Below are 26,232 nucleotides of genomic sequence, written 5' to 3' on the forward strand. Positions count from 1 at the left end.
CGCCTTTGCGGCGAGTCCTGGCCGGAGCGAGTGGTGATGTGAGCGGCTCGTCCGTGGTCGGCTTGTGAACGGTCATCCAGCACTCCCCCTCCGCCACCGTGGCGGGTCTGCGATCACCTTCTACGAGCGCGAGACCTCATCGCGGGGCTACCCCGCCGACATGGCCCTATGCGTCCTGAGCTGCGGTATCGCCCTGGTGTTGTCCTTCGGAGGCTCACGCGGGCGCGGCGAGGACACGACCGTTGGGGGCCGCGCCGACCACGTCCAGGTAGCTACCGCTGGGATGTGACGTCCGATGACTTGACGCCGCCTACGGACCCGATCGGCGCCATCGATGGGTCCGGGCCAGCGTCACGCTGCGATACGGCCGGGCCGCCACCACGGGGTCCGCCCGGCGTCCCGCTGGGCCGGTGTCTGAACTTCTGCGATGACGGTAGAGATGGTGTTGTAGCGCGTCCGAAGTCGCGTACGACAAGACTGGGGTTTCTCACCGGATTTGCTGCACAGTGACTACCCCTTTGCCTCCACCAAGGTCGCCCGCTGACTTCGATGGTCGCCGGGCTACGAGCGCGTCCCGGGCATCGCGCTCGACTGGTATCAGCTGGTCCTGATACCAGTCGAGTGCCTGCCTGCCGTGCGGTCAGTGTTCCCAGGCGGCGGCGCCCCGCAGGAGATGATGGTCGGACATGCCGGGGGTGCAGGCGGCCGCGTCACCGCGCACGGTGGTGAACCAGTAGTGACTCAGGAAGATGTAGTCGATCTTTCCGGGCTCGCCGACCTTGGGCGAGCATCCCGGTTCTGCGGTCGCCTCACCGCTGCGGCAGCGGTCCTGGTCCTGGCCGCACTCGGTCCCGGTGAAGTAGCTCTTGTCGTTCTCGTCGACCTCCTGGAACACGCCGTGACCGCCGGTGTGGTCATACAGCAGGTCGAGGACGTCATCCTTGGGCAGCACGTTGAAGTCCCCGCCCAGCACCACCGGCTCCCCTTGGGCGGCGAAGGCCTCGGTGAGGGAGGCGACGCGTCCCACCTGGGCCACGGCGGTCGAGCGGTGGTAGTCGATGTGCGTGTTGCAGGCACGGACCGCCCGGCCGGTGACCGACGCCCTCGCGCACAGCATGATCCGGTTCTCGACCGGCTCGGCCTCGGGCAGCGCGTGGACGCTACGGGAGCCGTTGTTGATGGTCCCCGCCTCCCCCTTGGCGAAGATCACCAGGCCGAAGCGGTGATCCGTACCCCATCGCGAGCAGCCCGAGGCCGACGGCAGGGCCGCCGCCCAGACGGAGTCGTACCTCGGTCCGCTGGAACGGCTCTGCAGGTGGTCACGCAGGAGCGTCCACTGGCCGTAGCAGACCTCCTGGAGCATCACGAGGTCCGCGCCCCAGTGGTCGATGGCGCGCACGAGCTGGTCACGCCAGGCGGCCGGCGAGTCGCCATAGATGTTCTCGCACTGAGCCGCGGCGCCGCAGACGTTGTAGGAGATGAAGCGCGGCCGCGGCCAGTTGTCAGCGTCGGGGGTGTCCGCGTGGGCGGGCCCGGTGGCGAGGAGCAGGGATAAGGACAGGAGCGTGGCGAGGAACGTTCTGAGTGCTGCCCGCATCGGCGAGTTCCTTTCGTGATCGGTTTCGGGTGGTGACTCACTCCACGGTGATGACCCGGTCGGTGAGCCTGGCTCTCTCGGCGGCGAAGACGGCGAGGTGGGAGGCGAGGGATTCGGAGGGCCCGGAGCGGATCCGGTCGCGCTCGCCGTTGGAGACCGCGGCGGCGAACGCCGCCATCAGGCGTCCGTCGCCGCCCGCGTGGCCGCCGCCCGCCGTCGCGTCCCCGTCCATGGTCACGGCGACGGCCGTGGAGACGCCGGTGCGGAAATCGTGGACCCGCACGCTCTGGCCGTCGCACGACAGCTCGCCGTGCGTTCCGAAGATCCGGGTACGGCGGTGCCCACCGGCGGTGAAGGCGGTCATGGTGAACGTCCCGCTGGCCCCGCCGTCGAACTCCATGGCGACGACCTGGTGATCGACGACGTCGTTGTCGCAGTCGTAGACGCATCTGCCGTACGGGCCGTGCCTGAGGGCGCTGGTGAGGGCCTCCTCGGTGAAGGTGGGTGTGACCACGCTCAGCGGCCACCCGTGCCGCCCTTCGCGCAGGCGGCCGAAGTACAGGCGGGTGGCCGAGTAGGGGCAGTCAGGCTCGACGGCGCAGTCCAGGCACCTCGAGGCGGCCCCTTCCGGACGATTCTCGGGGCGGAAGTGCTTGAGGCCGCCGAAGCTGGAAACCCGCCGGATGCGACGGCCCACGACGTACTGGAGCCAGTCGAGGTCGTGGGACGACTTGGCCAGCAGCATGAACGCCGACTGGTCCGAGCGGCGCCAGTTGCCGCGTACGTAGGAGTGCGCCTGGTGCCAGAAGCCCACGGGTTCGAGATGCTGGATGGACACGATCTCCCCGATCTGCCCGGATTCCAGCACAGATCTGACGGTGTCGGTGTAGGGCGCGTACCGCAGGACGTGGCAGACGGCGAAGATCACTCCGGCTCTCTCCACGGCCGCGACGATCTCACGGCACTCGGCCTCGGTCGGGGCCAGTGGCTTCTCCACCAGGATGTGGTAGCCGAGCTCGGCGAAGGCCTTGGCGGGCTCGGCGTGCTCGCCGTCCTGGGTGGCGATCACGACGGCGTCGGCGATCCTGCCCATCTCGGCCAGCTGCTTCCAGCCGGTGAAGCGCGGGGCGCCGCTCTCGGCGGCCAGGGGCAGCGCCCGTTCCGCGGATGGGTCGGCGACGGCCACGATCCGCGCCTGCTCCGGGTGGGCCAGCGCCCACCGGGCGTATCCGGTGCCGCGGTCTCCGGCTCCGACGATGGCCAAGGACACGGGTGACATGCTTCTCCGCTCAGGTGTTCAGGTCGTCCAGCAGGGAACTTTCGACGGCGTCCAGCGCGGTCCGCAGGGCTCCGACGGTGACCGCCCTGTCGCCCAGCAGCGACACCTGCAGTTGGGGCGCAAGGGAGGTCATCTGCGGCAGCCTGCGCCGGATCGGCTCGGCGATCTGCTCGCCGGCCGCCGCCACGCCGCCCCCGATGACGATCAGCTCGGGGTTCAGGAGCAGGGCCAGGGTGCCGACCGCCCTGGCCATGCGGGCGAGGATCTGTTCGAGCACCTGCTGGGCCTCGGCGTCGCCGTCGCGGGCGGCGGCCAGCAGGAGCGCGGCGTCGCCCGTCAGCTCGTGGGTGTGCTCGCGCAGCCTGGCCACGACCTCCTTGCCGACGTTGGCGGCCAGCGCGCCGATGCCCTCGGCGCCGGGGGTGTGCTCCAGCAGGCTGAGGAAGGCCATTTCCCCCGCGCCCCCGTCGTGGCCGCGGAAGACCTGTCCGCCCGAGACGATCCCCGCGCCCAGCCGTTCACCGGCCAGCACGTAGATGACGTCCTGGCTCTCGGCGGCCACGCCACGCCAGCGCTCGCCGACCACGGCGAGGTTGGCGTCGTTGTCGGCCAGGACGGGCGCGTTGAAGGAACGGCCCAGTTCGGTCCGCAGGTTCAGGCCCGTCCAGTCGGGCAGGACATCGCAGGTCAGCACCACCCCGGTGCGGGGGTCGACGATGCCGGGCGTCGCCGTGCAGGCCGCCAGCACGGCCGAGCGCTCGACCCGGGCCCGCTTCAGGACGTCACGGACAGCGCGGCGGACCCCGTCCAGCCGCGCCTTGCGGCCGAGTTCCTGTCCGAGTGTGCGCACCTCGGTCGCCAGTACGGTCCCGCGCAGGTCCGCCACCGAGACCATGCACTTGTGCACCCCGATGTCGATGCCGACGACATGCCCCTTCTCCGCCTTCAGCCGGACGAGCCGGGCGGGGCGGCCGCGACGTCCGGGAGTGTCGTCCTCCACCTCGGCGATCAGCCCGATCCGCCGCAGATCCTCGATCACCGCGTCGACCGTCGGCCTGGACAGGCGCGCGGCGTCGGCGAGTTCGGTGTGCCGGATCGCGTCGACCTCCCGGAGCACGTCGAGGACCCGTTCGGCGTTGAGGCGGCGAAGCAGAGGAGCGGTCGCGGAAGCGGTCATGGAAACACCTTCATGGAGACACCGGGATCGGTCCCGGTGATTCTGGCAAGATCGGCGAGGTCACGCATGGGGTCATCCCTTCACGGCGCCGGAGGTGAGCCCGGCGACGATGCGGCGCTGGCCGAGCAGCACGAGGATCACGACGGGCACCGTCACCAGCAGGGCGGCCGCGGCGATGGCGCCGTACGGCTGCTGGAACTCCGAATCCCCTGTGAAGAAGGCCAGGGCGGCGGGCACCGTACGAGAAGACTCCGTGGAGGTGAGCGAGATCGCGAACAGGAACTCGCCCCAGCATGCCAGGAACGTGAGCAGGAACGTGGTGACCACCCCCGGCGCGGCGACGGGGAGGATCACCCTGACCAGGGCCTGGAGGCGGGTGGCCCCGTCCATCTGCGCCGATTCCTCCAGACCCCACGGGATGGTACGGAAGAAGGCGGTCATCAACCAGATCGCCAGTGGCAGCGAGAACGACACGTACGGGATGACGAGGCCGAGCCAGGTGTCGAACAGGCCGACCTCCGTCCACAGTGTGAACAGCGGGCCCACCAGCGCGATCGCCGGGAACATGGTCAGGCACAGGGCGACGCCGAGCACCAGGCGGCTCCCGCGGAAGCGCAGGCGGGCGATCGCGTACGCCGCGAGGACGGCGACGAGCACCGAGACGGTCGTGGCGATCAGCGAGATGCCCACGGAGTTGCCCAGCGCGCTGGTGAACACCGGCTTGGTGAACAGCCCGGTGTAGTTGTCCAGCGTGGGCGAGGCGGGCAGGAAACGGCCGTCGTTCTGCAGGGTGGGCGGCTTCAGCGACAGGCTCACCACCCACACCAGCGGGGCCAGCGTCCAGACCGCGACAACGGCGGTGACCAGCAGGTCGCCGATCCGGCGGCTCATCTCCCACCTCCCAGCTCGGACCTGAACGCCCTGACGAATCCGCTCGCGATCAGCGCGACGCAGGCGAACAGCAGCACCGACACGGCCGAGCCCAGCCCGACCTCCAGGTCCCTGATCAGGAAGCGGTAGCTCAGGAACGACAGCGTCTCGGTGCCGACCGCGCCCTGCGTCTGGATGTAGACCGTGTCGAAGATCCGGAAGGCGTCCATGGTGCGGAACAGGAGGGCGACCATGATCGCCGGGCGCACGCACGGGACCGTCACGCGCCAGAAGCGCTGCCAGGCGCCCGCCCCGTCCACCTTCGCTGCCTCGTACACCTCACCGGGGACGGTGACCAGCCCGGCCAGCAGCATCAGCGCCATGAACGGCGTGGTCTTCCAGACCTCGGTCAGCACGATCACGGTGTAGGCCGACCAGGTCTCGCCGAGCCAGTTGAAGTCGCCGCCGACGAACCCCACCGACGGCTGGAAGGCGAAGCGGAAGGCGAACGCGGACACCACCGTGAGCACCGCGTACGGCAGGAGCACGACGGTGCGCAACAGCCGCCTGCCCCACAGGACCTTGTGCATCGCCATCGCCAGGGCGAAGCCCAGCACGAACTCGACGCCCACGCTGGTCACCGTCAGGACGATCGTGGCGCCGAGGTCCTGCCACCAGTCCTGGCCGGTGAGGATCTCACGAAAGTTGTCCAGCCCCGCGAACTCCCGCTCGTCCGGAGCGCTCAGCGAGTAGCGCTCCAGCGACAGCCCGGCGGTGCGCAGGATCGGCACGACCGTCACCGCCGTCATGAGCAGCAGCGCCGGGCCGGCCATGAGCCAGCCCAGCCGCTGCTCCCTGCGGGTCCGGTTCAGCGCCCCACCGTTCACGGCCCCACTGCCTCGGCGACGGCCGCGTGCGCCTTGGCCGCGGTCTCCGGCGACACCGACGCGGGCGGGTGGAAGGCCGTCTGGATCGCGGTGGACAGGGCGTTGTACTTGCGGACCATCGGCCGGGGCGCCGCCTCGGCGATCGAGTCGCGCATGACGTCGGCGAAGGGGAACATGGCGCGGACCTCCGCGTCGTCGTAGACCGACGCGCGGGCAGCCGGGATGCCTGCCTGCGTCATGAAGCCCTTCTGCGCCTGCTCCGAGGTCAGACAGGCCAGGGCGGCGAAGGCGCTGTCACGCTGGTCCTCGGGCGTACCGGCTCCCACGGCGATGTTGGAGCCGCCGAGCGGAGGAGCGCTGGCACGGTCGGCCGTGACCCTCGGGTAGCGGGCCCAGCCGTAGTCGTCGAAGACCTTCTTGAACGCGGGCTCCTTTTTGGCGCGTTCGGCGGCGGCGGCGTAGACGTAGCCCCAGTTCGTCATGAACGACGCCTCGCCCTGCTCGAAAGCCGCGCGCATGGTCTCCTCATCGAGCGTGCTCATCCCCTTCAACGCGGCCGGGCCGGAGGCCAGCGAGCCGATGACGGACGCCGCCGCCCGCCCGGCGTCGCCGTCGAGGCCGGGCTTGCCCTCGGCGTCGACGATCTGACCGCCCGCCGAGGCGACGAGCGCGTTGACGAAGACCGTGTAGCCCTCGTAGCGATTGCCGGGCGTGGCCACGCCGCGCTCGCCCTCGGGCATACGGCCGGCGGCCGCGAGCAGCTCTTCCCAGGTCAGCTCGCCCTTGGCCGGGTCGATGCCCGCCTGCTGGGCTCGCGACTTGCGGTACCAGAGCAGTTGCGAGCCGGACAGCAGCGGTGCGGCGTACAGCTTGTCCTTCCACGTCGCGGACTTGAGCGCGCCGTCAAGCGTGCCCTGCGTGACGGTGGCGGCGGTGGCGGCGGGCAGGGGCAGGATCCAGCCGGCCTCGGCGAACTCGGCCGTCCAGACGACGTCCATGGTGACGAGGTTCACCGCCCGGTCCTTGGCCGACAACCGCCGGACGAGCTGTTCGCGTTGCTTGTCGGAGCCGTCGGGCAGGGTCTCGACCTTGATCGTGTACTTGCCGTCGCGGGTGCAGGCGGCCACGGCGGCCTGGGTGGGGGTTTCCGCGTTGGGGCCCTGCCACCAGGTGAGGGTGACAGGGCCCTCGCTCTCGGCGGCGCACGCGGCAAGCGGCAGCGCGGTGAGCGCGGCGGCGGCCAGCCGGAGCAGATTCTTCATGGGGATCCTCGGGGGGTGTGGGTTTTTTAACGATATTTATTAATTGACTCGGAAGAATAAGAGGGCAGGGCGCTGCCGTCAAGGCTCGGTGAGTGCGCAGGTCAAGGGGGATGACCGCCAGGTGTACGCGGGTTGTCCAGCCGGCGGCGGTACGGCATAGCCCTCGGACGTCGTCTTGACGGAGGCGCTGAGGGACCGGTAGTCAATGAGGCGCCGCCCTGCTTCGTCACCGGGCTGTCGCCTGTTCAGAGGGCGTCCGATCCGACCCCACCCGTGAACAAAGGACGCACATGCGCCACAGAGCTACACCGTCCGTGAAGGCTTTATCGTCCCTGGTGGCGGCGCTGGCCTTCCTGCTTCCCACCGCCACAGCCGCTCCCGCGGCGGCGACCGAGGCGGAGCTCCCTCCGGGCGTGACGCTGAGCATGCTCTCGCTGGGCGCGCAGGACGCCGACGACTTCTGGACGGTGCACGTCTACCTCCCCGCGACCGTTGACGGCCCGCTGAACACGGCGGGAACGGCCCTCGGGCCGAAGGAGATCGCCGACCGGGTCGCCGGAGCTCTGCGGGAGAAGGGTTTCGAGCCCCGCCTCGAGCAGGTCGACCAGCCCGCCTTCGCCGACCGTCCCGCGGGCGTTCTCGGCTGGATCGTACGGCTGGGCCGCTACCCCACCAGTGGTGAGGCGGCGGCGGCTCTGACCCGGGTCAAGGCGGCCGGCTTCGCGGGCGGCACCCGCTACACCGCGCAGGACGGGATCGACCCGGGCGCGCCGCAGAAGGTCCACGTGCTGCGCGTCGACTTCCGCCAGTTCCGCGGCACCGTGGACACCGACTTCGGCCCGGTGCTGAACGGCACGGAGACCTTGACCGACCTGGTCGCCGCGACCGGCGCCGCAGCCGGGATCAACGCCCAGTGGTTCTACAACCGCGCCCCGGGCGGCCTGTATGTCAAGGACGGCAAGCTCCTCGGCTCCGCCACCCAGGGCCGCGGCGGCATCAAGATCACGCATGGTGGCCGCCGGGTCGACGTCGACGCCTATACCTCGCACGTGACCCTGCGAGCCGGTCGCGCGTCGATCGAGATCGACGGGGTCAACCGGCTGCCGGGCGAGATCTGGAACTGCGGCGGCGTCGGCGGCGACCAGCCCACGGAGAAGCCGCAGCACGACCTGAAGTGCACCGACTCCAGTGAGCTTGTGCTCTTCACCCCTGAATGGGGCTTGCCTCCGCAGGGCGAAGGGGCCGAGGCCCTGCTCGACGCGCGTGGCACTGTCCTCGCGGTCAACACCACGCGTGGTGCGAGCATCCCGCCTGGCGGATCGAGCATCCAGGCGATCGGCGACAGCGCCGCCTGGCTCCTCGCCCACGCCGAGCCCGGAGGACGGCTGACCGTCTCCGAACGCGTCGAGGACAGCAGGGGACACCGTGTCCCCCTTACCCCCAGTACCACGATCCTGCAGGTCGGGCCCACTCTGGTCCGCGACGGGCAGGTGTCGGTCAACGCCGGCGCCGACGGCCTGATCCGCGAAGGCGCCGATCAGACGTTCACCTACAACTGGGCCCTGCGCGCCAACCCGCGATCCATGATCGGCGTCGACGATCGCGGCCGGCTGATGCTCGTCGTGGTTGACGGCCGCCAGGCCGGATACAGCGAAGGTCTCGGCATCGCACAGACGGCTGAACTGATGAAGCGGCTCGGCGCGGTGGAGGCGATGAACCTCGACGGCGGCGGATCGAGCGTCATGGCCACTGCCGGCACGGGCATCGTCAACCGGCCGTCGGACGCCACGGGCCAGCGCTCGCTCGGCAACGTCATCCTGGTCAGGCCGTAGCGGACCGTGGATCGGTCGCCCGAGAACCCTGGCTCTCGGGCGACCCGCAGCCCGCGGTGGCCGCGCTCCCCCCGCACCACCGGTGGCGGCCTGACCCGCCTTTCCCGGTGGCCTGGGCTATGGTCGGGCCTATGACGGGACCGTGGAGAACGCCACAAAGGTCCATCGCGTTCGCCGGCGTGATGGGCCTGGTCCTGCTGTCCCTGGCACTGGCCGGCGTTTCGGGCTGGGCGGGCGGCGGCCCCGCAGTGGGGCAGGTTTCGACCTCCGGCCCGGCATGGAGCCTGGGCGGGTGGGACACCGAACTGTCCACCCTCCCGCCGCACGCGGCCGGGGCCCGCGAGCACCACGTGCTCTCGCTGTGGCCGCCCATGCGCGGCGAACGCCACGGCACGCTCCCCCATCTGGCGCTGCTGCCGTCACCGGGCTCGGACACGGACACGCTCCGCGATCCCCAGCAGCTCGCGCACCGCACCGCGGGATCGCGCAGCCCGCCGCGCACCTAGCCGACATCTTCCCCGCCCGGCTCTGCGGCCACCACGCCGCGGAGTCCGACCACGCATGCCGCACGCCCACCGCCGGACTCTGGCCGGGGCGCCGGTGGCGGCCTCGCGGGGTGGCCGAGATCGCTGGGTGCGAGGTGCGGCTGGTGGAGCAGTCGTTGGCCGCCGCCGTCGGCGTCGGCTCGGACGTCCTCGCCGCCCGGCCTCACCTGCCGCTCGACGTCGGGGGCGGGCCGCTGGCGCGTACCTGCATCGACTGCCGGTGACAGCACGAGGCCGCCTGACATCCGCAACCCGGGGGCGGCCCTGTTCGCCCCCTCGTTTTCGACGATCCGGAGCTGATCTTGATCACAGTGGACCGCCTGGTGAACGTGCTCGGCGGATACGGCGTGCGCTTGTTCGGCCGTCCCGAGGCACGTTCGACATGGCTGCGCAGCGTGGCGATGCCGGAGGCCTGCGAACATCACGTCGCGGGCGACCTGCTCCTGGCCGTGGGCACCTGTTCGATCGACGAGGCGGTGCGGTGGGCAGCCGCGGCCAGGGCCGAGGCGGTCCTGGTCCGCCCCGCCCCTGACACCGAGGGCGCGGGCGAGGCGGACGTCGAGCGAAAGGCCGCCGCTCTGGGCCACCGGCACGGCGTGGCCGTGCTGCTGGCCGACCCCGCCGTCTCGTGGAGCCAGCTGGCCGGCGTGGTGTACGGGCTGGTGCTGGAAAGCCGCGAGACCGCCTCGGGACGCGGCCCGACCGACCTGTTCGCCCTGGCCGACAACCTGGCCGACGTCATCGGCGGGGCGGTGACCATCGAGGACCGGCACTCGCGGGTGCTGGCCTACTCCCGCTCCCAGCAGGCCGGCGACCCGGCCCGGCTGGAGACCATCGTCGCCCGGCGGGTCCCCGATCGCCTCCGTGAGCTGTTCCGGCAGCAAGGGGTTCTCGCCCGGCTGGCGGCGACGGATGAACCGGTGTTCGTGCCCCCCGATGCCGGTCACGGCCTGACAGGGCGGATGGCGGTGGCGGTGCGGGCGGGCCGCGAGCTGCTCGGCTCGGTGTGGGTGACGTGCGAGCGGCCGCTGACCGGCGCCCACCGCCACGCGCTGGCCGACGGCGCGCTCACCGTGGCGCTGCACCTGCTGCGCTCCCGCACCAGCGCCGACCTGGAGCGGCAGGTGGAGTCCAACCTGGTCATCCGGCTGCTGGAGGGCAGCGCCGACGCCGCGACGGCGATCAGCCGGCTCGGCCTGGCACCCAGGACGATGCGGGTCATCGCGATCCGCGCGTACACGCCCGATGACCGGCACGCCGCGCTGCTGCTGGCCTTCGAAGAGGCCACCGCCGGCTTCGGCTGGTCCCGGCCGGGACGCAGCGCGCTGCTCGGCGACACGCTCTACACCCTTCTGCCCGCCGAACCCGCGGAGCCCGCCGAGGCGGCCCGGCGCTGGATCAGAACCCTGCACGCCGAACTGCCCACCCGGGTGCGCGTCACGGCAGGGATCAGCGCACCCGCCGAGGTCACGGAGCTGCCCTCCGGCCGCCAGGAGGCCGACGAATGCCTGGCGCTGAACGAGAGCGCCGAACCCGGCGCCGTCCCGCCCGCCTATGACGATTCCTGGGACGACATCCTGCTGCGGCGGCTGCGCGCGACCGCGCGTACCGGCCGGATCCCGGCCCGCGGACCGGTTTCCACGCTGCTGCGGCACGACAGCAGCCACGGCACCCACTTCGCCGCCACCCTGCGGGTCTGGCTGGAGTGCCAGGGCGACCTCACCCTGGCGGCGAACCGTCTCGAAGTGCATCCCAACACCGTCCGCAACCGGCTGCGCAAGATGGGCGAGCTCACCCCGCTCGACCTGGGCGACGCCCGCCAGCGCCTGGCCATGACCATCATGCTGGCCGCCGCCGCGGACGAACCGCGCCGATGACCTGATGCGGACCTGTCAACGGTTTCCGCAGTGGCGTTGTCCCGGGTCCACAACCGCGCCGCCGCGATTGTCTCCCGCGCACAACGTCGCCGGTCGCCGCCCCGGCCATGCTGGCTGCGACACCGGCATCCGTACCGTTGGAGGTTGAGCATGGTCGACAACTGGCCGCGATCGGTGATCGTGGTGGGCGCGGGCATTGTGGGCCTGTCGACCGCGTGGTTCCTGCAGGAGCGCGGCGTCAAGGTCAACGTGGTCGACCGCGGCGGCGTGGCGGCCGGCGCATCCTGGGGCAACGCCGGATGGATCGCGCCTGGCCTGGCGATCCCGCTGAACGAGCCCGCCGTGCTGCGCTACGGCCTGCGCTCGCTGCTCAACCCGGCCGCGCCGCTGCACGTGCCCGCCAGCTTCGACCCGGGCCTGTGGAGGTTCCTGGCCCGTTTCGCCGCCAACAGCCACTGGCGCTCCTGGACCCGCGCCGCGCGCGCCAACCTGCCGCTCAACGACGAATGCGTCAAAGCGTACGAGGTGCTCGCCGCCGACGGCGTGTCCGCACCGATCACCGCGGCGCCGATCACCGCCGCGTTCCGCACCCCCCGCCAGGCCGAGGGCCTGCTGCGCGAACTGCGCAGGCTCCAAGCCGTCGGGCAGCGGGTCGAGCACACCGTGCTGGACGGAGACCAACTCGCCGCGCACGCCCCGCTCGCAGGCGAGGCCCTCACGGCAGGCGTGCGGATCGACGGCCAGTGCTACGTCGACCCGGGCGCCTTCGTGCACGCGCTCGGCAAGGCCGTCATGCGACGCGGCGCCACCGTGGAGGCCGTCGAGGTCGCCGAGATACGCACCGACGACAGAAAGGTGATCTTGCGCTCGGCCAAGGGCACCGTCCTCACCGCCGACGCGGTGGTGCTGGCCACCGGCGCCTGGCTGCCCCGCCTGGCCCGGCAGTGGGGCGTGCGGGTCCCGGTACGGGCCGGCCGCGGCTACTCTTTCACCGTGCCGGTCGATCACCCCGTGCCAGGCCCCCTCTACCTGCCCGACGTCCGGGTGGCGTGCACGCCCTACCAGGGCGGGCTGCGCGTGGCGGGCACCATGGAGTTCCGCGACCCGGACGCCCCGCAGGTCCCCGCCAGGCTGGAGGCCATCATCGCCTCCGCCCGCCCGCTCCTGCAGGGGGTGCGGTGGGAGGAACGTAGCGACGTCTGGGTGGGGCCACGCCCCGTCACTCCGGACGGACGACCGCTCATCGGCGCGACGGTGGCTCCGACCGTCTACGTGGCGGGTGGCCATGGCATGTGGGGCCTGGCCCACGGCCCGGTCACCGGCCGGCTGCTCGCCGAGCAGATCACCACCGGCAAGCAACCCGCCGCCCTGACCGACTTCGACCCCCTCCGCTGACACGGACCGTCTCGCCAAGGCGTCCAGCCCGCCGCCTCCCCTCCCCCTGCGGAAGGCCCATCCGGGTCCGTGCATCAAGTGACCTTCGCGCCGTCGAAGGCGACCCGCGCCGAACGCCAGCCGTCACGACTATTCAACCTGTGGAGGCGGATCGTTCGGGCTCTGAGGGTCGTCGTCGGTGGGGACGGGCTGCTGGGACTGCTCCGCCTGTTGTCCGGTTTCGTGTGCGAGGGGGGTGCCGGTCTCCCGTCAGAGTGGCGTTTCCGGACCGGGAATGAAGGCGGGGCCGTGGCCGGGCACGATGATGTCCGCGACGGACACCACCCGCTTGCGCGCGGTGCGGAGCGCGTCCATGTCGACGGCGTGCCTGTCTCCCTGCGAGGTGGCGTCGTTCCAGGCATGTGTGAACGCGACGATGCCTTCGCTCGTTCCGACAAGGGTGGTGATGTCCTCGAAGGTGTGTCCGGGCGTGCGGATCAACATGATCCCTGGGCTTAGCCGGTAGCCCTCGGCGTCCCTCCAGATCCACTCATCGTCGCGGTAGATCGCCCAGTGGTCATGGAACCTGGCGTTGGGGAACAGGGCCGCGTTGAGAGTGTGGTCGGGGTGGTGGTGACTGAACACCACGTCGGTGACCTGATCCGGTGCCACTCCCCGAGCCGTCAGCGGGTCGAGGATCAACGATCGGCTACGCACCATGCCGGGATCGATCACCAGCCGGACATCGCCGTCCTCGACATAGCCGACCGTGCTGGCCACCCCTGCGCTGCCGTACCCCTCATGCAGGACGGTCTGAACCGCGCTGGCCGTGAGATCCATCATGTTCACCTCTTTTCTGTGTTTCATGACGAGTGTGGAGCGGCCGGTCCACGGTCGGAAGTGGCAAGACTGCAGATGTTCGCCGGATTTCTGCCATGATGCGGTGGTGCGCCCTTTCCGTTCGATCGCTGCCTTCGCCATGCAAGGAGTGAGCGCCTTCAGCCTCGGGCTGGTGGGCAAGGTCTTCGCTGACCGCACGCGACTGGGCCTGCCCGCCTTCGAGTTCTTCGTGTGTGCGGAGCGGCCCGGCAATGTGCGTACAGACCTCGGCCTTCCGCTCCATGTCGAGTTCGGGCTGAACCACCTCGCCCGAGCGGATCTGATCATCGTGATCCCCGCGGACGACGCGGCTCCGCCAGACGCACCTTCATCCGCCGTGGTGGAAGCGATTCGCGCCGCTCGCGAGCGGGGTTCGATCGTCGCGAGTTTCTGTACGGGGTCCTTCGTCCTGGCGGCCACGGGTCTGCTCGACGGTCGCCGCGCCACCACCCACTGGAGCCTGGCCGGCGACTTGGCCACTCGTTACCCGGCCGTCACCGTCATGCCGGAGGTCCTCTACGTGGACGAGGGCGCCGTCGTCACCGGCGCCGGCGCGGCCGCCGGGATCGACCTCTGCCTCCACCTGTTGCGCCGCGAACACGGCGCGGCGATCGCCAACGCCATCGCCCGCGAGATCGTCGTCGCCCCCCACCGCGACGGAGGCCAGGCCCAGTACATTCCCGTCCCCGTGCCGACCGACGGTGGTGACGAACGGCTCGCGGGCGTGCTGGACTGGGCGCGGCAGAACCTGGACAAGCCGCTGTCGGTCAACGACCTGGCGGCCCAGGCGCTCATGAGCCCCCGTACGTTCGCCCGGCGCTTCAGGTTGGCGACAGGAACCACACCGTACGCATGGTTGCGCACACGACGGCTTGATCGCGCCGAGGAACTGCTCGAGATCACCGACCTTCAGGTCGAACAGATCGCCCACCAGGTCGGCATCGGTTCGGTCTCCGTGCTCCGCGAGTTGTTCATCCAGCGCCGTGGTGTGTCGCCTCGCGCCTATCGGCGAGCCTTCAGCCGGTTGTGAAGACGCCACCGCCGCCTCAATGGCGTCGGACTCCTAGGACGTGTCCCGTGAATCATCGAGTCGGATCGCGGAGCACGCGGGGGCTCCGTCCCGGCTGGGAAGGAGCCCCCAAGGTGTGGCTATGAGGGTGTCAGCCCGCTTCTTGGCTCCGGCTGAAATGGAATGGGCAATGCGTGCCGCCCGTTCCGATGGTGGTGCGGCGATCGAAGTGGAAGCCGTGCCTGTCGGGTGAGATGGCCTCGATCCAGTTCGCGTCGAACGCGCACATGACCGGGGTCAGTTCCGGCGCCGAGTTGGCGACCAGAACGTCGTGGTAGAAGCACCGACGCACGTCGACGTGATAGCGCTCGTCGTCGTCGACCGGCCGGGAGAAGACGAACCCTTTCCCGAACGCGTACTCTTCGCGCGATTTGCTCAGCTCGACCATGGCTTGGAAGGCGTCCGGCGCGGTGTCCAGCATCGCCCTGGTGCCCTCCTTCATGGTGTCGCCGAGCGGTTCGACGAAAGCCGCACGGACGGCGGCGATGGCCGTCTCCTGGCCCAGCCTGGGCAGGAGGAATTCGTAGGCAGCCACCAGGGCCAGGGTCATGCGCAGGTTGTGGCGGGCGGGTTCGTCGACGATCAGGTGCTGATTCGCGGCTTCGAGTTCGCCCTGACGTGCCCGCATGGCGGTCGTGAGATCGCTGGGAAATGCGTACTCGAGCAGGGTCGCGGCGAGGTGATCGTAGAACGCGTCAATAAGCAGCGTCGTGTCGCGATCGGGATCGGGGACGTAGTCACCTTCGGCGAGCCCGAACTGGTCGGTGGACATGATGGTCCTTTCGTGTACGGCTCGGCGCGTACACGACCGTGATCCCGCGTGAAGGCGTGACTGGTCGTGCTCGCGACGAGCGAGCACGCCAGCGCACTCCACCGACCGACCAGGCGCTGACAAGCTTGTGTTGATTGTCGCCGCCAGTGTGGCACGCCTCCGACGATCATGTCCATCCGGCGGCCGAACCCATGATTCAGGGTTGCGCTCGGTGTACCGCTCGGCGTCGAAGCCGGGCGGTCGTCCGCCCGGCGCTGCTCCGCTTCAGCCGATTGGCCTGCTGATCCTTCTTGATCAGCTCGTCCGTGGCAGGCGTCAGGGCCGAAAGTGGGCAACGGATTCCGTTAAGGGCTGGACGGGGTCACTCGAGTGGTTCCCGTCCAGCACCGGCCACGATGCCGGCCGCCGCTCGCGTCCCGCTCACTTCCCGGTCACGCCCGGCAGTCCGTGCGGCACTCGGTGGGGTTGACTCCGTGGAAGCGCTTGAAGGCCGTGCTGAACCCGAACGCGTCGGCGTACCCGACCTGGTGGGCGACCGCGGCGACGGTCGATGTCGACTCGGCCAGCAGATCGGCGGCCAACGTCATCCGCCAGTCCTTCAGGTACGTCAGCGGTGGCTTGCCGACCACCTTGACGAACCGTTCGGCGAGCGTGGTCCGCGACACGCCCGCCGTGTCGGCCAGTGCGGCCAGCGTCCACGGCCTGCCGGGCGCCGCGTGCATCGCACGAAGCACCGGGCCCAGCGTCTCGTCGTTCCATCCGACGGGGGCTGCGGGCTGCTGGTCGAACCAGGCACGCAGCGTGCACACCAGCAGCCAATCGAGCAGCCGGTCCAGCACGACCTGCTGACCGGACGCGCACGAGGCGGATTGCGACGCCAGGAAGTCTCGCATCGCCGTGCAGTCGTCGCTGTCCGGCAGCACCAGCATCGGCGGCAGTATGTCCAGCAGCCGGTGTGCCACGGCCCCGCGCACGTTGTACGCCGCGACGAGTAGGACAGTGTGTTCGTTCGAGTGGGCGGTGAACGGTCCGCGCACGATCGCCGTCTCGCCGACGCGCACAACGCTGTCTGCCAGCTCAGTCACGCCTTGAATCGGTGCGAGCAAGGTCAGGGCCGCATCGCCGGTGAGGCGCCGGGGTGGCGTCAACTCCTCGATGCCGACTCCGGCGCCTTCCGACCGGATAGTGCGCAGCAGATCATCGACCGGATCCATGCAGCAAAGTCTACGGACGATCGGACATGTGCCCCGGACGCTGAACCATGTCCGTGAGCGTGCCGAACCGCTTGACTCGTGGGCATGACGATTGTGGTGTTGGGCGGAACGGGCAAGACCGGGCGCCGCCTGGTGGACACGTTGCGCGGGCGCGGCGAGGACGTCCGCGTCGCGACCCGGTCGAGCGGAACGCGGTTCGACTGGTCCGATCAGGACACGTGGGCGGCCACGGTAGCGGGCGCGTCAGCGCTCTACCTGGTCGCGCCGCAGGAACCGGAGTCCGCCGAGGTGTTCGTGAAGCAGGCGACCGAGGCGGGTGTGCACCGGTTCGTGGCGTTGTCCGGCCGCGAGATCGACAAGTTTCCCAGGGATCTGCTCGGCATGGCCGCGGCGGAACGGGCCGTGCGCGACTCCGGTGCGGAGTGGACGATCATCCGCTCGAACAACTTCAACCAGAACTTCGACGACCCCCAGATCTGGCTGGCCCCGCTGCGCGAGGGACGGCTGGCCCTGCCCATCGGGGACACGCCGGAGCCGTTCATCGACACTCAGGACATCGCCGACGTCGCCGCGGCGGCGCTCACCGAGGATGGCCATCACGAGCAGGTGTACACCCTGTCCGGGCCCCGGGCGCTGACCTTCGGCGCGGCTGTGGCGGCCATCGCCAAGGTGTCGGGACGGTCCATCCGGTACGAGGAGCTCACTCCGGAGCAGTACCGGGGCGAACTCCTGGCGCAGGAAGTTTCCGAGGAAGCCACGGCGGAACTCAACGCGCTGTTCGCTGTGATGCGCGAGGGCCTCTACGCCGAGCCGTGTGACGACGTGCAGCGTGTGCTCGGACGCGCCCCGATCGACTTCGACACCTATGTCGCTCGGGCCGTGTCCGCATGGCGCTAGATCGTGCCGAAATCTCCGAGTGATCCGTAGAGGCCTGGTCCGATCTTGTTGACGTAGCCCTGACGGGACCATTGGGGACGCGGAAGCTGTTGATGTTGTCGATACCGAGGATGGCGGCCAGTTCGGCTCCTTTCCAGGCGCGCCAGGGCTGGCCGGCCAGGAGTTCCAGGACCTTGCCGCGCCGATTAGGGCTGGACAGGTCCGCGCACACCCCGCCCGGGCGAGCAGAACCTCAAACCCATTCGTCAGCTCATCGAATCGGTCAACGACACCCTGAAGGGCCAACTCGATCTCGAGCTTCCCGGCGGACATAGCCCGGAGGGGGGCGGCGCGCGCACCGCTCAGCGCATCTTGGCGTTGACCACCGCGATCGGGCACAACCGCGCCACCGGCCAGCCCATCACCCGGTCACTGATCGCCTACGACCACAGACCGGAGACTGGACCTACTCGTCTAGGCCAAGGCGTCGAGGCCGGAGATGATGTCCGGAACCTCGGTTCGCGACGTGTAGTCGGGGTGGACACTGATCCATCGGAGAACATGAGCGCCGTCGATGATGGCGACAGTGGGCATCGGCACCGTCACCGTGCCATCGGCATTGGCGGCGGCCACGTCGATGCCCAGCCGGGCCAGTGATGCCAGGGCGTCCGGCGTAGGTTGCGTGAGGATGCCGAGACCGGCGGCCAGCCGGTTCCCCACGTCAGAAAAGACCGGAAACGTCAGCTCATTCTGCTGCCGCACAGCCAGCGACCCCTGGAAGGTCTGAGGGCTGATACCCGCCAGTTCCACCCGGCGGTTGGCCAGCTGCGGCAGTAGCCGCTTCTGGTACGTCCGCAGCGCCAGGTTGCAGTACGGTCCCCACACCCCCCGGTAGAACACCAGCACAGTCGTCCGGCCGCCCGTAATCGCATACAGCGACGTCGAATGGCCGTTGACATCGACGAGGGGCATGTCGGGCACCATGAATCCCAGCGTGGCGAGCCCGGCCGGGACCCCCGCGGCTCGCAGTGCAGCCTGTTCGGCGGTGAACGGGCTGAGCGCGCCGGCGGGTGCCTGGCTCATCATGGTCGCCGTCAGTTTCTGCGACTGCTCGGCGATCGAGGTGTCATGCGTGTGGATCGTCATAGGAGCCCCTTATGAACGAGTGAGTGAGTCGGGCGTGGTCGACTGAACAGGTCGTACGGGTGGACGGTGCACGGGGAAGGGAGGGAGCCTGGGCGGGTGTCCCGGTCGGCGAAGACAGCCGTAACACCCGCCCGGGGGCTTTCAGGTCTATGGCGTCAGGCGAGGCCGAGCCGGGGGCGCACCCATTGCGCCAGCTTCCTGATCGCCTCGTCGGCGGCCGGGGCGCGGCCGGCGCCCATGTGCCAGGTGTGCTGCTGGTCTTCGAAGATCTCTACCTTGACCTCCACGCCCTCCTTTTCGGCGAGTGTGGCGAGCCGGTGGCTGTCATCGAGGATCATCTCGGTGCTGCTGGCCTGGATGTACAGCGGGGGCAGGCCGGCCAGGTCGGCGTACAGAGCGTTGATGGCCGGGTCCTTGGGGTCGCCGTGCTCGCCCAGCAGGATCTGTACCAGGAATTCCAGATTCATCGGTGTCTCGCCGCCGAAGAGGGCGTCCGTCATCCGGTTGGTCGTGCGGGTCTGGCCACCGTTCTCGATGTCGAACCAGGGCGACAGCGGCATCACGGCCGCCGCGACGGGCAGCCCGTTGTCGCGGGCGTGCAGCATCGTCTGCACGCTGAGCCCACCGCCTGCCGAGTCGCCGGTGACGGCGATGTGCTCTGCCTTGATGCCCTGATCGAGCAGCCAACGGTAGGCTGTGGAGGCGTCGTTGATCTGGGCGGGGTGCTGGTGCTCGGGCGTCAGGCGGTAGTCGACGATGAGGGCCCTGGCACCGACGGCCTTGGCGAGATGCGCGAACATCTTGCGATGGGTGTACATCGAACCGCCGATGAACCCACCTCCGTGCAGGCACAGAAGCACCCGATCTTCCACACTGGCCTTCGGCGTCGCCCACATGGCCGGCACGCCGCCCGCGTCCACCTCGACATAGTCGACCCCACCAGGTTCGGTGGTCGCGTCGCTCCAGTGGTCATTGAGATCGCGGGACTCTTCCAGCGAGATCGGCGGATTCTGCTCGAACGCCGCGTTGACCTGCCGGTAGTGCTCAGTCAGCCTATCGGTCTTGCCTGTCATGTGCAGAGTTCCTTTGCGGTATACGCCGTCACACCGTGAATGCGCGGGAGGGGACGGCGTCGGTTTCCTTGAGTGGTCGCCTGCGTGCAGCAGGCAGGCGATACCCATGCCGTAGGCGGCACAGGTGTGGGTGTGCAGGGCTTCTCGCCGGGGCGTGCGCTGTTTCGGCGAGGCTTTCACCCATAGAGACAAACCCCACGCTGAGAAGGAATCGCTCTTCCGTGAGGAGCCCGGAGCGGCTTCGGCCGCAGGGCCAGGCGCGTGCGCCGCCGCAATTCCCCTACGAGGGCTGGTGTGGAAGGCATGGACCTGCCATCGATCATGAATGAGACCGGTCGGGTTGAGCCCGTAGCCAGTCGATGATCTCGGCGATCGTCACCGTGGCGGCGTAGTGGGCGGCGAGCTTGTCATACCGCGTGGCCACCACTCGGAACTGTTTACGCCGGTTGAAGCCCCTCTCGACCTGGTTGCGGCGCTTGTAGTGGTCGGCGTCGAAGGTGGGTGGGCGCCTACCTGAGCGGCCGCGTCGCTTGCGGTTGGCCTGCTGGTCGCGGGGTTCGGGGATGGTGGTGCGGATCTGGCGACGGCGCAGCAGGGCGCGGTTGGCCCGGCTGGAATAGGCCTTGTCACCGGTGAGGGAGTCGGGCTTCTTGCGCGGCCGGCCGATACCGCACGGTCGCGGCACGCGGATCCGGTCGAGCAGGACCGGCAGCTGACGGGTGTCGGCGGCCTGGCCGGGGGTGATGTGCGAGGCCAGCGACCGGCCGCGGCCGTCGGCGATCGTGTGGATCTTGGTGCTCAGCCCGCCGCGGGATCGGCCCAGCCCCTGCGCGGCCTGGGACTGCTGGGCGGTGAGCCCCCTTTTCGGGCTCCGGCGGCGTGCTGGTGAGCGCGCACGATGGTGGAGTCGATCTGGCTGTTCCAGTCCAGCGCCGCGCCGGTCGGCCTCGGCCAGGAGGGCTTGTCCGTATCCGCCACAAGATCCCGTTGATCACCTGCCGGCGGTCTCGCCACCGGCCGCCCCGTGGATGAGCGGCCGGCATGAACGGGGCCAGCCGCTCCCACTCCAGTCTCGAAAGAACTCAACGCATGATCTAACGATTCACATGATCGACCGGACACGGCCTAAGCGCAGGCGCATCCCTCCGACCTCAATTCCGTATAGACCCTAGAGGAGTTCCTGGCCCTCTACGTGCTTCTTCAATGCCTCGTTCATCCGCACGAAGTTCCTTTCGGTGCCCGCGATCATCTTTCCAACAAAGGGCACCAGGAAGCCGTTGAAAGTCTCACCCTGGACGAGGTGCGTTCCATTGTCCGTCGCGGTCAGGATGAACTCGTGGGTGCCGTCGAAGATGCCCGGGACGATGAGATGCCCGATCCAGCGGAGCGCGCGACCGGGCTCGGCCGCAACCACCTTGGGACGGAACGTCATCGGCTTGCCGCTCTCTGGATGCATGCGCAAAGTCAGCGTGTTCCCCACCGTGGCCTGGCCCGAGCCCTCCCGGATGAAGGGGTTCCACCCCTTGTAGCCGGCGAAGTCGACGAGGACCGCCCAGACGTGCTGGGGTGAGGCATGGATCTCGATTGACGTGCTGATCTGTCGCATGAGGGGACCTGTTCTCTGGTTGCAAGGTGGACAGGAAGCTGAAGAAGATCCGGCAGGGAGAGGAATGGACTCCTTGCCTTGCCCTCCTCCGAGAAGCCGCCTGTCAGCATCGTAGAGATGTCGATGCGCGGCCGTCGTCGCGTAGCCGCCGAAGGCCGAGTTGGGTGATGAAGAACGGGGACCGCGTGTTGACCGCGGGGACACGGTCGAGGTTCTCCGTAGTGACCAGCACGAGGGCTGGCACCTAGCCAGCGGGGAATCCAGGCGGCATGTTCATCGGGCCACCGCCGAACGGCGCCCCGCCGACCAGGACTGTCGAGCCGGCCATGTAGGAGAACTCGGCGGTCGCCAGCGAGACCACGGATCTGGCGATCTCCTCCGCCGAGGCCATCCGCTGCAGACCCGAGGCGTTTCGCGGACCCCAGGCGCGCTTGAACGCCTCCCACACCGCATCGGGCAAAGACGGCGGCCGCACCAACGCGGTGTCGGTCGTTCCGGGGGCGATGGCGTTGATCCGGATCCCCTTGGAGCCGTAGTCCATGGAGGCGGCCTCCACGATGCCCTTGATCGCCTGTTTGCTGGAGCTGTAGGCCACGCCTCCAGGGCGTCGCGACTCCGAGGCGGTGCAGATGATCACGCCGCCGTTCTTCAGCATGTGCGGCACCTCGTACTTGATGGCCAGAAAGACCCCTCTGGCGTTGGTGTGCTGCACATCCGTCCAGTCCTCGAGAGTCATCTCGTGCAGAGGCGCCGACTTGGTGATCCCGGCGTTGTTGAAGGCGACGTCGAGCCGGCCGAAGGCGCCGACCGTCTCGTCCACGAACCGCCGTAGCTGCTCGGGGTCGCGCACGTCGGCCTGCAGGTAACGGGCGATGCCGCCAGCCTCGCGGATCTCCTGTTCCACCCGGCGGCCATGGTGGGCCCGCCGACCACAGAAGCCGACTTTCGCCCCCTCGGCGGCGAACGCCTTGGCCGTGGCCTCGCCGATGCCTGACGTGGCCCCGGTGATGAGGACCACTCTGCCGTCGAAGCGGCCACGGGGCGAGGCCGGGGGTGGCGCGCTCGTGGGCGTCTCGGTGAGGTAGGGCGGGATCGCCACCGCGCCGGCCAGGCCCGCGGCTCCGGCCGCGGCGGCGGCCAGTCCGAAGAAGGCCCGGCGACCGCGCCGCGGGCCCCCCGGCTCCTGAGCGGCCTCCGCCTGCGTGGGCTCTTGCGCGGTCATCGCCCGGCTCCCTTCTCGGCGGACAGGTGGTGCACCCAGGCCGGTGGCACGTTCCAGGTCACCAGCTCGCGTCCGATCTGATGCCTGCGCACGATGTCGCGCAGCACGCCGCGGGTCTCGGCCCTGGAGGGGGCCAGCAGTTCTACGGCTCCCGTCCAGGCGTAGCCGAAGAAGGAGAGCCTGCCGCCCGGCTTCAATGCCCCCAGCAGCTGATCGAAGATCGACCGCACGGTGTCTGCGTCGAAGTTGGCGAACGGCAGCCCGCACACGATCGCGTCGTAGTCGGCCAGGGCCTGCTCCTGGACCGGGCGTACCCATAGCCGGGTACGCCCGGTCAGCGCGGGCTCCTCCTCGATCGTCCTTTCCAGCCGAGCCGCGAGACGCGGGTTGGCCTCGACCAGATCCAGCCGGTCGCGCGGCCCCAGCCTGGCGGCGATATACCTCGTCACCGCGCCTGTGCCCGGTCCGACCTCGAGAATCGCGCGCGGACCTGTGTCGAGGGAAAGCACATGGCGCGACAGTGCCCGGCACAGTCGCCGCCCGCTGGGAGCGATCGCCCCCGTCGTCTGGTTCGTCCTGACGAACTCAATCCCGAATACCGCGGCATCGTGCACTTGTTGCACAAGGATGGCCACAGAACCTCCAACGAAACGGTACGTAACGTAACGAAGCGGAGCATGGCACATCCTCATGCCAGAAGGCAAAACGATACGTTTCGTAACGTGACGGCTATGATCGGGGCCATGACGAGAACCGCCGACTCCTCCCGCCGCAGCGAGCGCTCCCGGGCGGCGATCCTGCGGGCCGCCCTTGAGTTGCACCGGGAGCACGGCTACGGCGGAGTGACGATCGAGGGGATCGCGGCAAGAGCCGGTGTCGGCAAGCCGACGATCTACCGCTGGTGGCCCTCCAAGCACGCCGTGATCATCGACGCGTTCATGGAGCACATCGCGACAGAGCTCTCCTTCCCCCAGACCGGGGACCATCTGGAGGATCTGCGTGGCTGGCTGCACTCCATCGCCAGGGTGCTCGCCGAGCCGGACATCGGGCCGCTCATCGCCGGAGTCGTGGGGGCCGTGCAGCACGATCCGGCTCTGGCCGAGGAGTTCCACCAGCGCATCTATGTACCGACCAGGCAGACGACCGTCGCCCAGATTCAGCGGATCCAGGACGAGGGCCGACTACCCGCCTTCGCACCCGACGTGCTGGCCGATCTGATCACCGGGCCCCTCTGGTTCCGGCTTCTGGTGGCCGGCGACCCGCCCGACCCCGACTACGTCGACACCGTCCTGGCGGTCATGGCCCCCTAACCGGGACTTGAGAAACGGGATCAGAACCGGCGCTGGACCCGTTCGGCGGCTTCGAGTGCCTCGACCTGGCCCCACGTCTCATCAGGCGATCGGGAAAGACCGGCTCGAACGGTGTCTCGCAGGTCAGAGCGTCACCAGCTCGGACGGAGCTCCGGTTCGGTGGAACGGCAGACTGCGCCGGAGATGCCGAGGTTGAAGTCGGCGGGCCGGCCATCATGACGCCGGCTACTTCGGGCTGCCGCGGGGTCGGGCAGGACCAGGGTCATGGTGCTGTCACGTTGGTGTTCTGCATGGCGCTGATCCACCACGTCCGATCCTTCTTTGTCACCACGAGGAGGCCGTGGTTGCTGAAGGTCCTGTCCGGGGTCGTCGTGTCCTGTCGTACGTGGACGACTGCGATCTCAGGGCTCAAAGGGCTCACTCTGAGGACGGACATGTGGGTGCTCCAGTCGCTGACAGGACCTGCCAGGCGTGCGGTGTGGTAGGCGAACAACTCGTCCCAACCCCGCAGAGTCGTGCCGTCAGGCGCGGTCACGGCTGCGTCGCGGGTGAAGGGGCCGTCGAGCGTCGCGGCGTCCTTGCGGTTGAAGCCGGCCTCGAGCTGTGCGACGAGTTCCTCGATCCGGCGTACGTCGTGCTCATCAGCGGGGAGGTGGAAGGCGTAGGGCCGCTCGGTCACTGTGCTTGTTCCTTCGCGTGTCGGTTCATGGATGGAGATGTCGGTTCCGGCCTCATAGGGACGCCAGGAAGCTGATGATCGCCTTGTTGACCTCGGTGGGGCGTTCCTGCTGGGTCCAGTGGCCGCAGCCGGGCAGGACGACCGCTCCTCGCTGGTTCGGAACGACGGTCGAACGGCCGGCGATCAGCTCCTTGCCTCCCGGTAGAGCGGCGGCGGTGTCTCTGTCGCCGGTGATGTAGAGGGCCGGGGGGAGGATCACAGCGTCCTGCCATGCGCTCGTCAGCGCCCAGTTGCGGTCGAGGTTGCGGAACCAGTTCAGGGCGCCGGTGAAGCCGGTGCGTGCGAAGTCCGCGGCGTAGACGTCGAGGTCGGCCTCGGTCAGCCAATCGGGCAGTTGCTCAGGTTCGCGCCAGGTGTCCAGGAGCCCGCCGTCCTCTGGGACGATCGGATTCCACGGGTACGCCTCGCCGGAAGCGCCGAAGAGGGCTCGGCGCACCGTGGTGCGAGGGTCCTGGGAGAGTTCGCGGTCGGCGACTCCGGGCCGCTGGAGGTAGGCGACGTAGAAGTTCTCGCCGGCTTCCTTGCGCATGGTGGCCAGCGGCGGAGCGGCGGGCCGGGGCCCGTACGGACCGCCCAGGGCGATGACTCCACGTACCCGGTCGGGCCGCATCAGAGCGCTGTTCCAGGCGACGCCGGAACCCCAGTCGTGGCCGGCCACCACCGCCTGCTCCTCTCCGAGCGCCGCGATCAGGCCGATGACGTCGCCGACCGTGTGCAGGATGGTGTAGTCCTCGACGGCATTGGGTCGATCGGTGCCGCCGTACCCGCGCTGGTCGGGTGCCACCGCGCGATATCCGGCCGCCGCCAGGGCGAGCAGTTGGTGGCGCCAGGAGTACCACGACTCAGGGAAGCCGTGGAGCAGGACGACCAGCGGGCCCGTGCCTGCCTCGGCGACGTGCATGCGGAGGTCTGCGACCTGTATGTGACGGTGGATGATCTCGGTCATGTCTCTTCCTTTCCTGGGGCGGTCGGTCACGGCAGGTACGCGGCGAGCGCGGCCTGAAGGGCCTGCTCGGACTGGGCTCCGGTGAGCGGCGGCCGACCGGGGAACTGGAACACCGGCACGCCGCGAACGCCCGAGCGCCGGACCCGGTCGAGCTCGGCGCGCAGTTCGTCGGCGCCTTCATCACTCCATCGGACGCCGGTTTCGGCGGCGAGCCCTTTGAGGGTGTCCACGTCGGCGACGTTGAGCTCGTCGGTGTGATGGGCGCGGAACAACCGCTCGGCCATCTCCTCTCCCAGCCCTTGCCGGGCGGCCACCGCGATGATGCGGTGCGCCTCGAAGGTGTTGGAGTAGACGGCCTTGTCATGACGCAGCCGCAGGCCCTCCGTCTCGGCCTTGGCCGTGATCGCGGCCACGGCTGAGGCCGCGTCCTGGCCGAAGGCGCGGCGCAGCACCTCCATTTTCGGCTCTCCTGCCACGGTGGCGTCGGGATCCAGCTGGTAGGGGCGGAACACGACGTCAGCCCGTCCCCCTTGGGCGCGGAATCGGGCCAGGACCCGCCGCAGACGGGTGTAACCGAAGTAGGACCACACGCAGGGAATGTCAGCAACGAACTGGACGGTCGTGTTCATGCCGCCCACGCTAGGAGCGGTTTCTTGGCCGGGGCCTCTGTCAAGTGACTG

25 protein-coding genes and 2 pseudogenes are annotated in these 26,232 nt (G+C 69.4%); 9 read left to right on the top strand and 18 right to left on the bottom strand.

From position 1 onward, the window contains the following. Nucleotides 1–640: 640 nt before the first annotated feature. The 6 genes from ABFX50_RS32980 to ABFX50_RS33005 form a co-directional block, all read right to left on the bottom strand. A complete protein-coding gene (locus tag ABFX50_RS32980) occupies nt 641–1,597 on the bottom strand; it encodes an endonuclease/exonuclease/phosphatase family protein (protein ID WP_346151910.1) in 957 nt (318 codons plus the stop codon). 37 nt (nt 1,598–1,634) lie between these two features. Then, entirely contained in the window at nt 1,635–2,876 is a 1,242-nt protein-coding gene (locus ABFX50_RS32985; protein ID WP_346151912.1) for a Gfo/Idh/MocA family protein, read from the bottom strand. 10 nt (nt 2,877–2,886) lie between these two features. Further along, the gene (locus tag ABFX50_RS32990) at nt 2,887–4,053 is read right to left on the bottom strand and encodes an ROK family transcriptional regulator (protein WP_346151914.1); all 1,167 of its coding nucleotides are present in this window, start codon (nt 4,051–4,053) and stop codon (nt 2,887–2,889) included. 72 nt (nt 4,054–4,125) lie between these two features. Next, a complete protein-coding gene (locus ABFX50_RS32995) occupies nt 4,126–4,944 on the bottom strand; it encodes a carbohydrate ABC transporter permease (protein WP_346151915.1) in 819 nt (272 codons plus the stop codon). Beyond that, nucleotides 4,941–5,810: a carbohydrate ABC transporter permease gene (locus ABFX50_RS33000; RefSeq protein ID WP_346151917.1), complete on the bottom strand. Its 870-nt coding sequence runs from the start codon at nt 5,808–5,810 to the stop codon at nt 4,941–4,943. The genes ABFX50_RS32995 and ABFX50_RS33000 overlap by 4 nt, the downstream gene beginning before the upstream one ends. Continuing rightward, the gene (locus ABFX50_RS33005; protein ID WP_346151919.1) at nt 5,807–7,072 is read right to left on the bottom strand and encodes an extracellular solute-binding protein; all 1,266 of its coding nucleotides are present in this window, start codon (nt 7,070–7,072) and stop codon (nt 5,807–5,809) included. Before ABFX50_RS33005 ends, ABFX50_RS33000 begins: the two co-directional genes overlap by 4 nt. A gap of 314 nt (nt 7,073–7,386) precedes the next feature. Between ABFX50_RS33005 and ABFX50_RS33010 the strand changes: the two genes are divergently transcribed. The 5 genes from ABFX50_RS33010 (at nt 7,387) to ABFX50_RS33030 (ending at nt 12,721) form a co-directional block, all read left to right on the top strand. Continuing rightward, the gene (locus tag ABFX50_RS33010) at nt 7,387–8,904 is read left to right on the top strand and encodes a phosphodiester glycosidase family protein (RefSeq protein ID WP_346151920.1); all 1,518 of its coding nucleotides are present in this window, start codon (nt 7,387–7,389) and stop codon (nt 8,902–8,904) included. A 131-nt stretch (nt 8,905–9,035) separates the two neighbouring features. Next, nucleotides 9,036–9,410, top strand: coding sequence for a hypothetical protein (locus ABFX50_RS33015; protein WP_346151922.1), 375 nt, complete (start codon nt 9,036–9,038; stop codon nt 9,408–9,410). A gap of 110 nt (nt 9,411–9,520) precedes the next feature. After that, entirely contained in the window at nt 9,521–9,673 is a 153-nt protein-coding gene (locus tag ABFX50_RS33020; RefSeq protein WP_346151924.1) for a hypothetical protein, read from the top strand. 78 nt (nt 9,674–9,751) lie between these two features. Further along, nucleotides 9,752–11,326, top strand: coding sequence for a PucR family transcriptional regulator (locus ABFX50_RS33025; protein WP_346151926.1), 1,575 nt, complete (start codon nt 9,752–9,754; stop codon nt 11,324–11,326). A 150-nt stretch (nt 11,327–11,476) separates the two neighbouring features. Beyond that, nucleotides 11,477–12,721 carry an NAD(P)/FAD-dependent oxidoreductase gene (locus ABFX50_RS33030; protein ID WP_346151928.1) on the top strand — a complete coding sequence of 415 codons (1,245 nt, stop codon included), beginning with the start codon at nt 11,477–11,479 and terminating at the stop codon, nt 12,719–12,721. A gap of 249 nt (nt 12,722–12,970) precedes the next feature. Here ABFX50_RS33030 and ABFX50_RS33035 read toward each other — a convergent pair whose 3' ends face one another. Beyond that, complete coding sequence (locus ABFX50_RS33035; RefSeq protein ID WP_346151930.1) at nt 12,971–13,681, bottom strand: MBL fold metallo-hydrolase; 711 nt, start codon at nt 13,679–13,681, stop codon at nt 12,971–12,973. On the opposite strand from ABFX50_RS33035, the gene ABFX50_RS33040 reads away from it, so the two are divergent. Beyond that, a complete protein-coding gene (locus ABFX50_RS33040) occupies nt 13,680–14,609 on the top strand; it encodes a GlxA family transcriptional regulator (protein WP_346152189.1) in 930 nt (309 codons plus the stop codon). The genes ABFX50_RS33035 and ABFX50_RS33040 overlap by 2 nt on opposite strands. A 130-nt stretch (nt 14,610–14,739) precedes the next feature. On the opposite strand, the gene ABFX50_RS33045 is transcribed toward ABFX50_RS33040, so the two are convergent. Together ABFX50_RS33045 and ABFX50_RS33050 are read right to left on the bottom strand one after the other, a co-directional pair. Next, nucleotides 14,740–15,420 carry an L-2-amino-thiazoline-4-carboxylic acid hydrolase gene (locus ABFX50_RS33045; RefSeq protein ID WP_346151932.1) on the bottom strand — a complete coding sequence of 227 codons (681 nt, stop codon included), beginning with the start codon at nt 15,418–15,420 and terminating at the stop codon, nt 14,740–14,742. Between the two features lie 431 nt (nt 15,421–15,851). Then, nucleotides 15,852–16,634 carry an AraC family transcriptional regulator gene (locus tag ABFX50_RS33050; protein ID WP_346151934.1) on the bottom strand — a complete coding sequence of 261 codons (783 nt, stop codon included), beginning with the start codon at nt 16,632–16,634 and terminating at the stop codon, nt 15,852–15,854. Between the two features lie 84 nt (nt 16,635–16,718). Here ABFX50_RS33050 and ABFX50_RS33055 point away from each other — a divergent pair, with 84 nt between their 5' ends. Both ABFX50_RS33055 and ABFX50_RS51460 read left to right on the top strand, forming a co-directional pair. After that, the gene (locus ABFX50_RS33055) at nt 16,719–17,531 is read left to right on the top strand and encodes an NmrA family NAD(P)-binding protein (protein WP_346151935.1); all 813 of its coding nucleotides are present in this window, start codon (nt 16,719–16,721) and stop codon (nt 17,529–17,531) included. A 207-nt stretch (nt 17,532–17,738) separates the two neighbouring features. Beyond that, nucleotides 17,739–17,960, top strand: a pseudogene (locus ABFX50_RS51460) (IS982 family transposase); the annotation flags it as partial. Between the two features lie 24 nt (nt 17,961–17,984). Here ABFX50_RS51460 and ABFX50_RS33060 read toward each other — a convergent pair. The 6 genes and pseudogenes from ABFX50_RS33060 to ABFX50_RS33085 all read right to left on the bottom strand — a co-directional run bounded on the left by ABFX50_RS33060 (nt 17,985) and on the right by ABFX50_RS33085 (nt 23,249). Further along, nucleotides 17,985–18,656 (bottom strand): peroxiredoxin-like family protein, encoded by a 672-nt coding sequence (locus tag ABFX50_RS33060; RefSeq protein WP_346151937.1) that lies wholly within the window; start codon nt 18,654–18,656, stop codon nt 17,985–17,987. A 155-nt stretch (nt 18,657–18,811) separates the two neighbouring features. Then, nucleotides 18,812–19,729 carry an alpha/beta hydrolase gene (locus tag ABFX50_RS33065; protein WP_346151939.1) on the bottom strand — a complete coding sequence of 306 codons (918 nt, stop codon included), beginning with the start codon at nt 19,727–19,729 and terminating at the stop codon, nt 18,812–18,814. 319 nt (nt 19,730–20,048) lie between these two features. Then, nucleotides 20,049–20,772, bottom strand: a pseudogene (locus tag ABFX50_RS33070) (IS5 family transposase). A gap of 125 nt (nt 20,773–20,897) precedes the next feature. Further along, nucleotides 20,898–21,335 carry an SRPBCC family protein gene (locus ABFX50_RS33075; RefSeq protein ID WP_346151940.1) on the bottom strand — a complete coding sequence of 146 codons (438 nt, stop codon included), beginning with the start codon at nt 21,333–21,335 and terminating at the stop codon, nt 20,898–20,900. Nucleotides 21,336–21,579: 244 nt separating this feature from the next. Next, nucleotides 21,580–22,557 carry an SDR family NAD(P)-dependent oxidoreductase gene (locus tag ABFX50_RS33080; protein WP_346151942.1) on the bottom strand — a complete coding sequence of 326 codons (978 nt, stop codon included), beginning with the start codon at nt 22,555–22,557 and terminating at the stop codon, nt 21,580–21,582. Next, the gene (locus ABFX50_RS33085) at nt 22,554–23,249 is read right to left on the bottom strand and encodes a class I SAM-dependent methyltransferase (protein WP_346152191.1); all 696 of its coding nucleotides are present in this window, start codon (nt 23,247–23,249) and stop codon (nt 22,554–22,556) included. The genes ABFX50_RS33080 and ABFX50_RS33085 overlap by 4 nt, the downstream gene beginning before the upstream one ends. A gap of 51 nt (nt 23,250–23,300) precedes the next feature. Here ABFX50_RS33085 and ABFX50_RS33090 point away from each other — a divergent pair, with 51 nt between their 5' ends. Then, the gene (locus ABFX50_RS33090; protein WP_346151944.1) at nt 23,301–23,867 is read left to right on the top strand and encodes a TetR/AcrR family transcriptional regulator; all 567 of its coding nucleotides are present in this window, start codon (nt 23,301–23,303) and stop codon (nt 23,865–23,867) included. Between the two features lie 262 nt (nt 23,868–24,129). On the opposite strand, the gene ABFX50_RS33095 is transcribed toward ABFX50_RS33090, so the two are convergent. From ABFX50_RS33095 to ABFX50_RS33105, 3 genes are read right to left on the bottom strand one after another with little or no spacing between them, the layout of a single operon-like run. Next, complete coding sequence (locus ABFX50_RS33095; protein WP_346151946.1) at nt 24,130–24,546, bottom strand: SgcJ/EcaC family oxidoreductase; 417 nt, start codon at nt 24,544–24,546, stop codon at nt 24,130–24,132. A 52-nt stretch (nt 24,547–24,598) separates the two neighbouring features. After that, complete coding sequence (locus tag ABFX50_RS33100) at nt 24,599–25,552, bottom strand: alpha/beta fold hydrolase (RefSeq protein ID WP_346151948.1); 954 nt, start codon at nt 25,550–25,552, stop codon at nt 24,599–24,601. Between the two features lie 26 nt (nt 25,553–25,578). After that, the gene (locus ABFX50_RS33105; RefSeq protein ID WP_346151950.1) at nt 25,579–26,181 is read right to left on the bottom strand and encodes a DsbA family oxidoreductase; all 603 of its coding nucleotides are present in this window, start codon (nt 26,179–26,181) and stop codon (nt 25,579–25,581) included. Nucleotides 26,182–26,232: the final 51 nt, after the last annotated feature.

This window comes from Nonomuraea recticatena (genome assembly GCF_039533245.1).
Taxonomy (GTDB): Bacteria; Actinomycetota; Actinomycetes; order Streptosporangiales; family Streptosporangiaceae; genus Nonomuraea; species Nonomuraea roseola.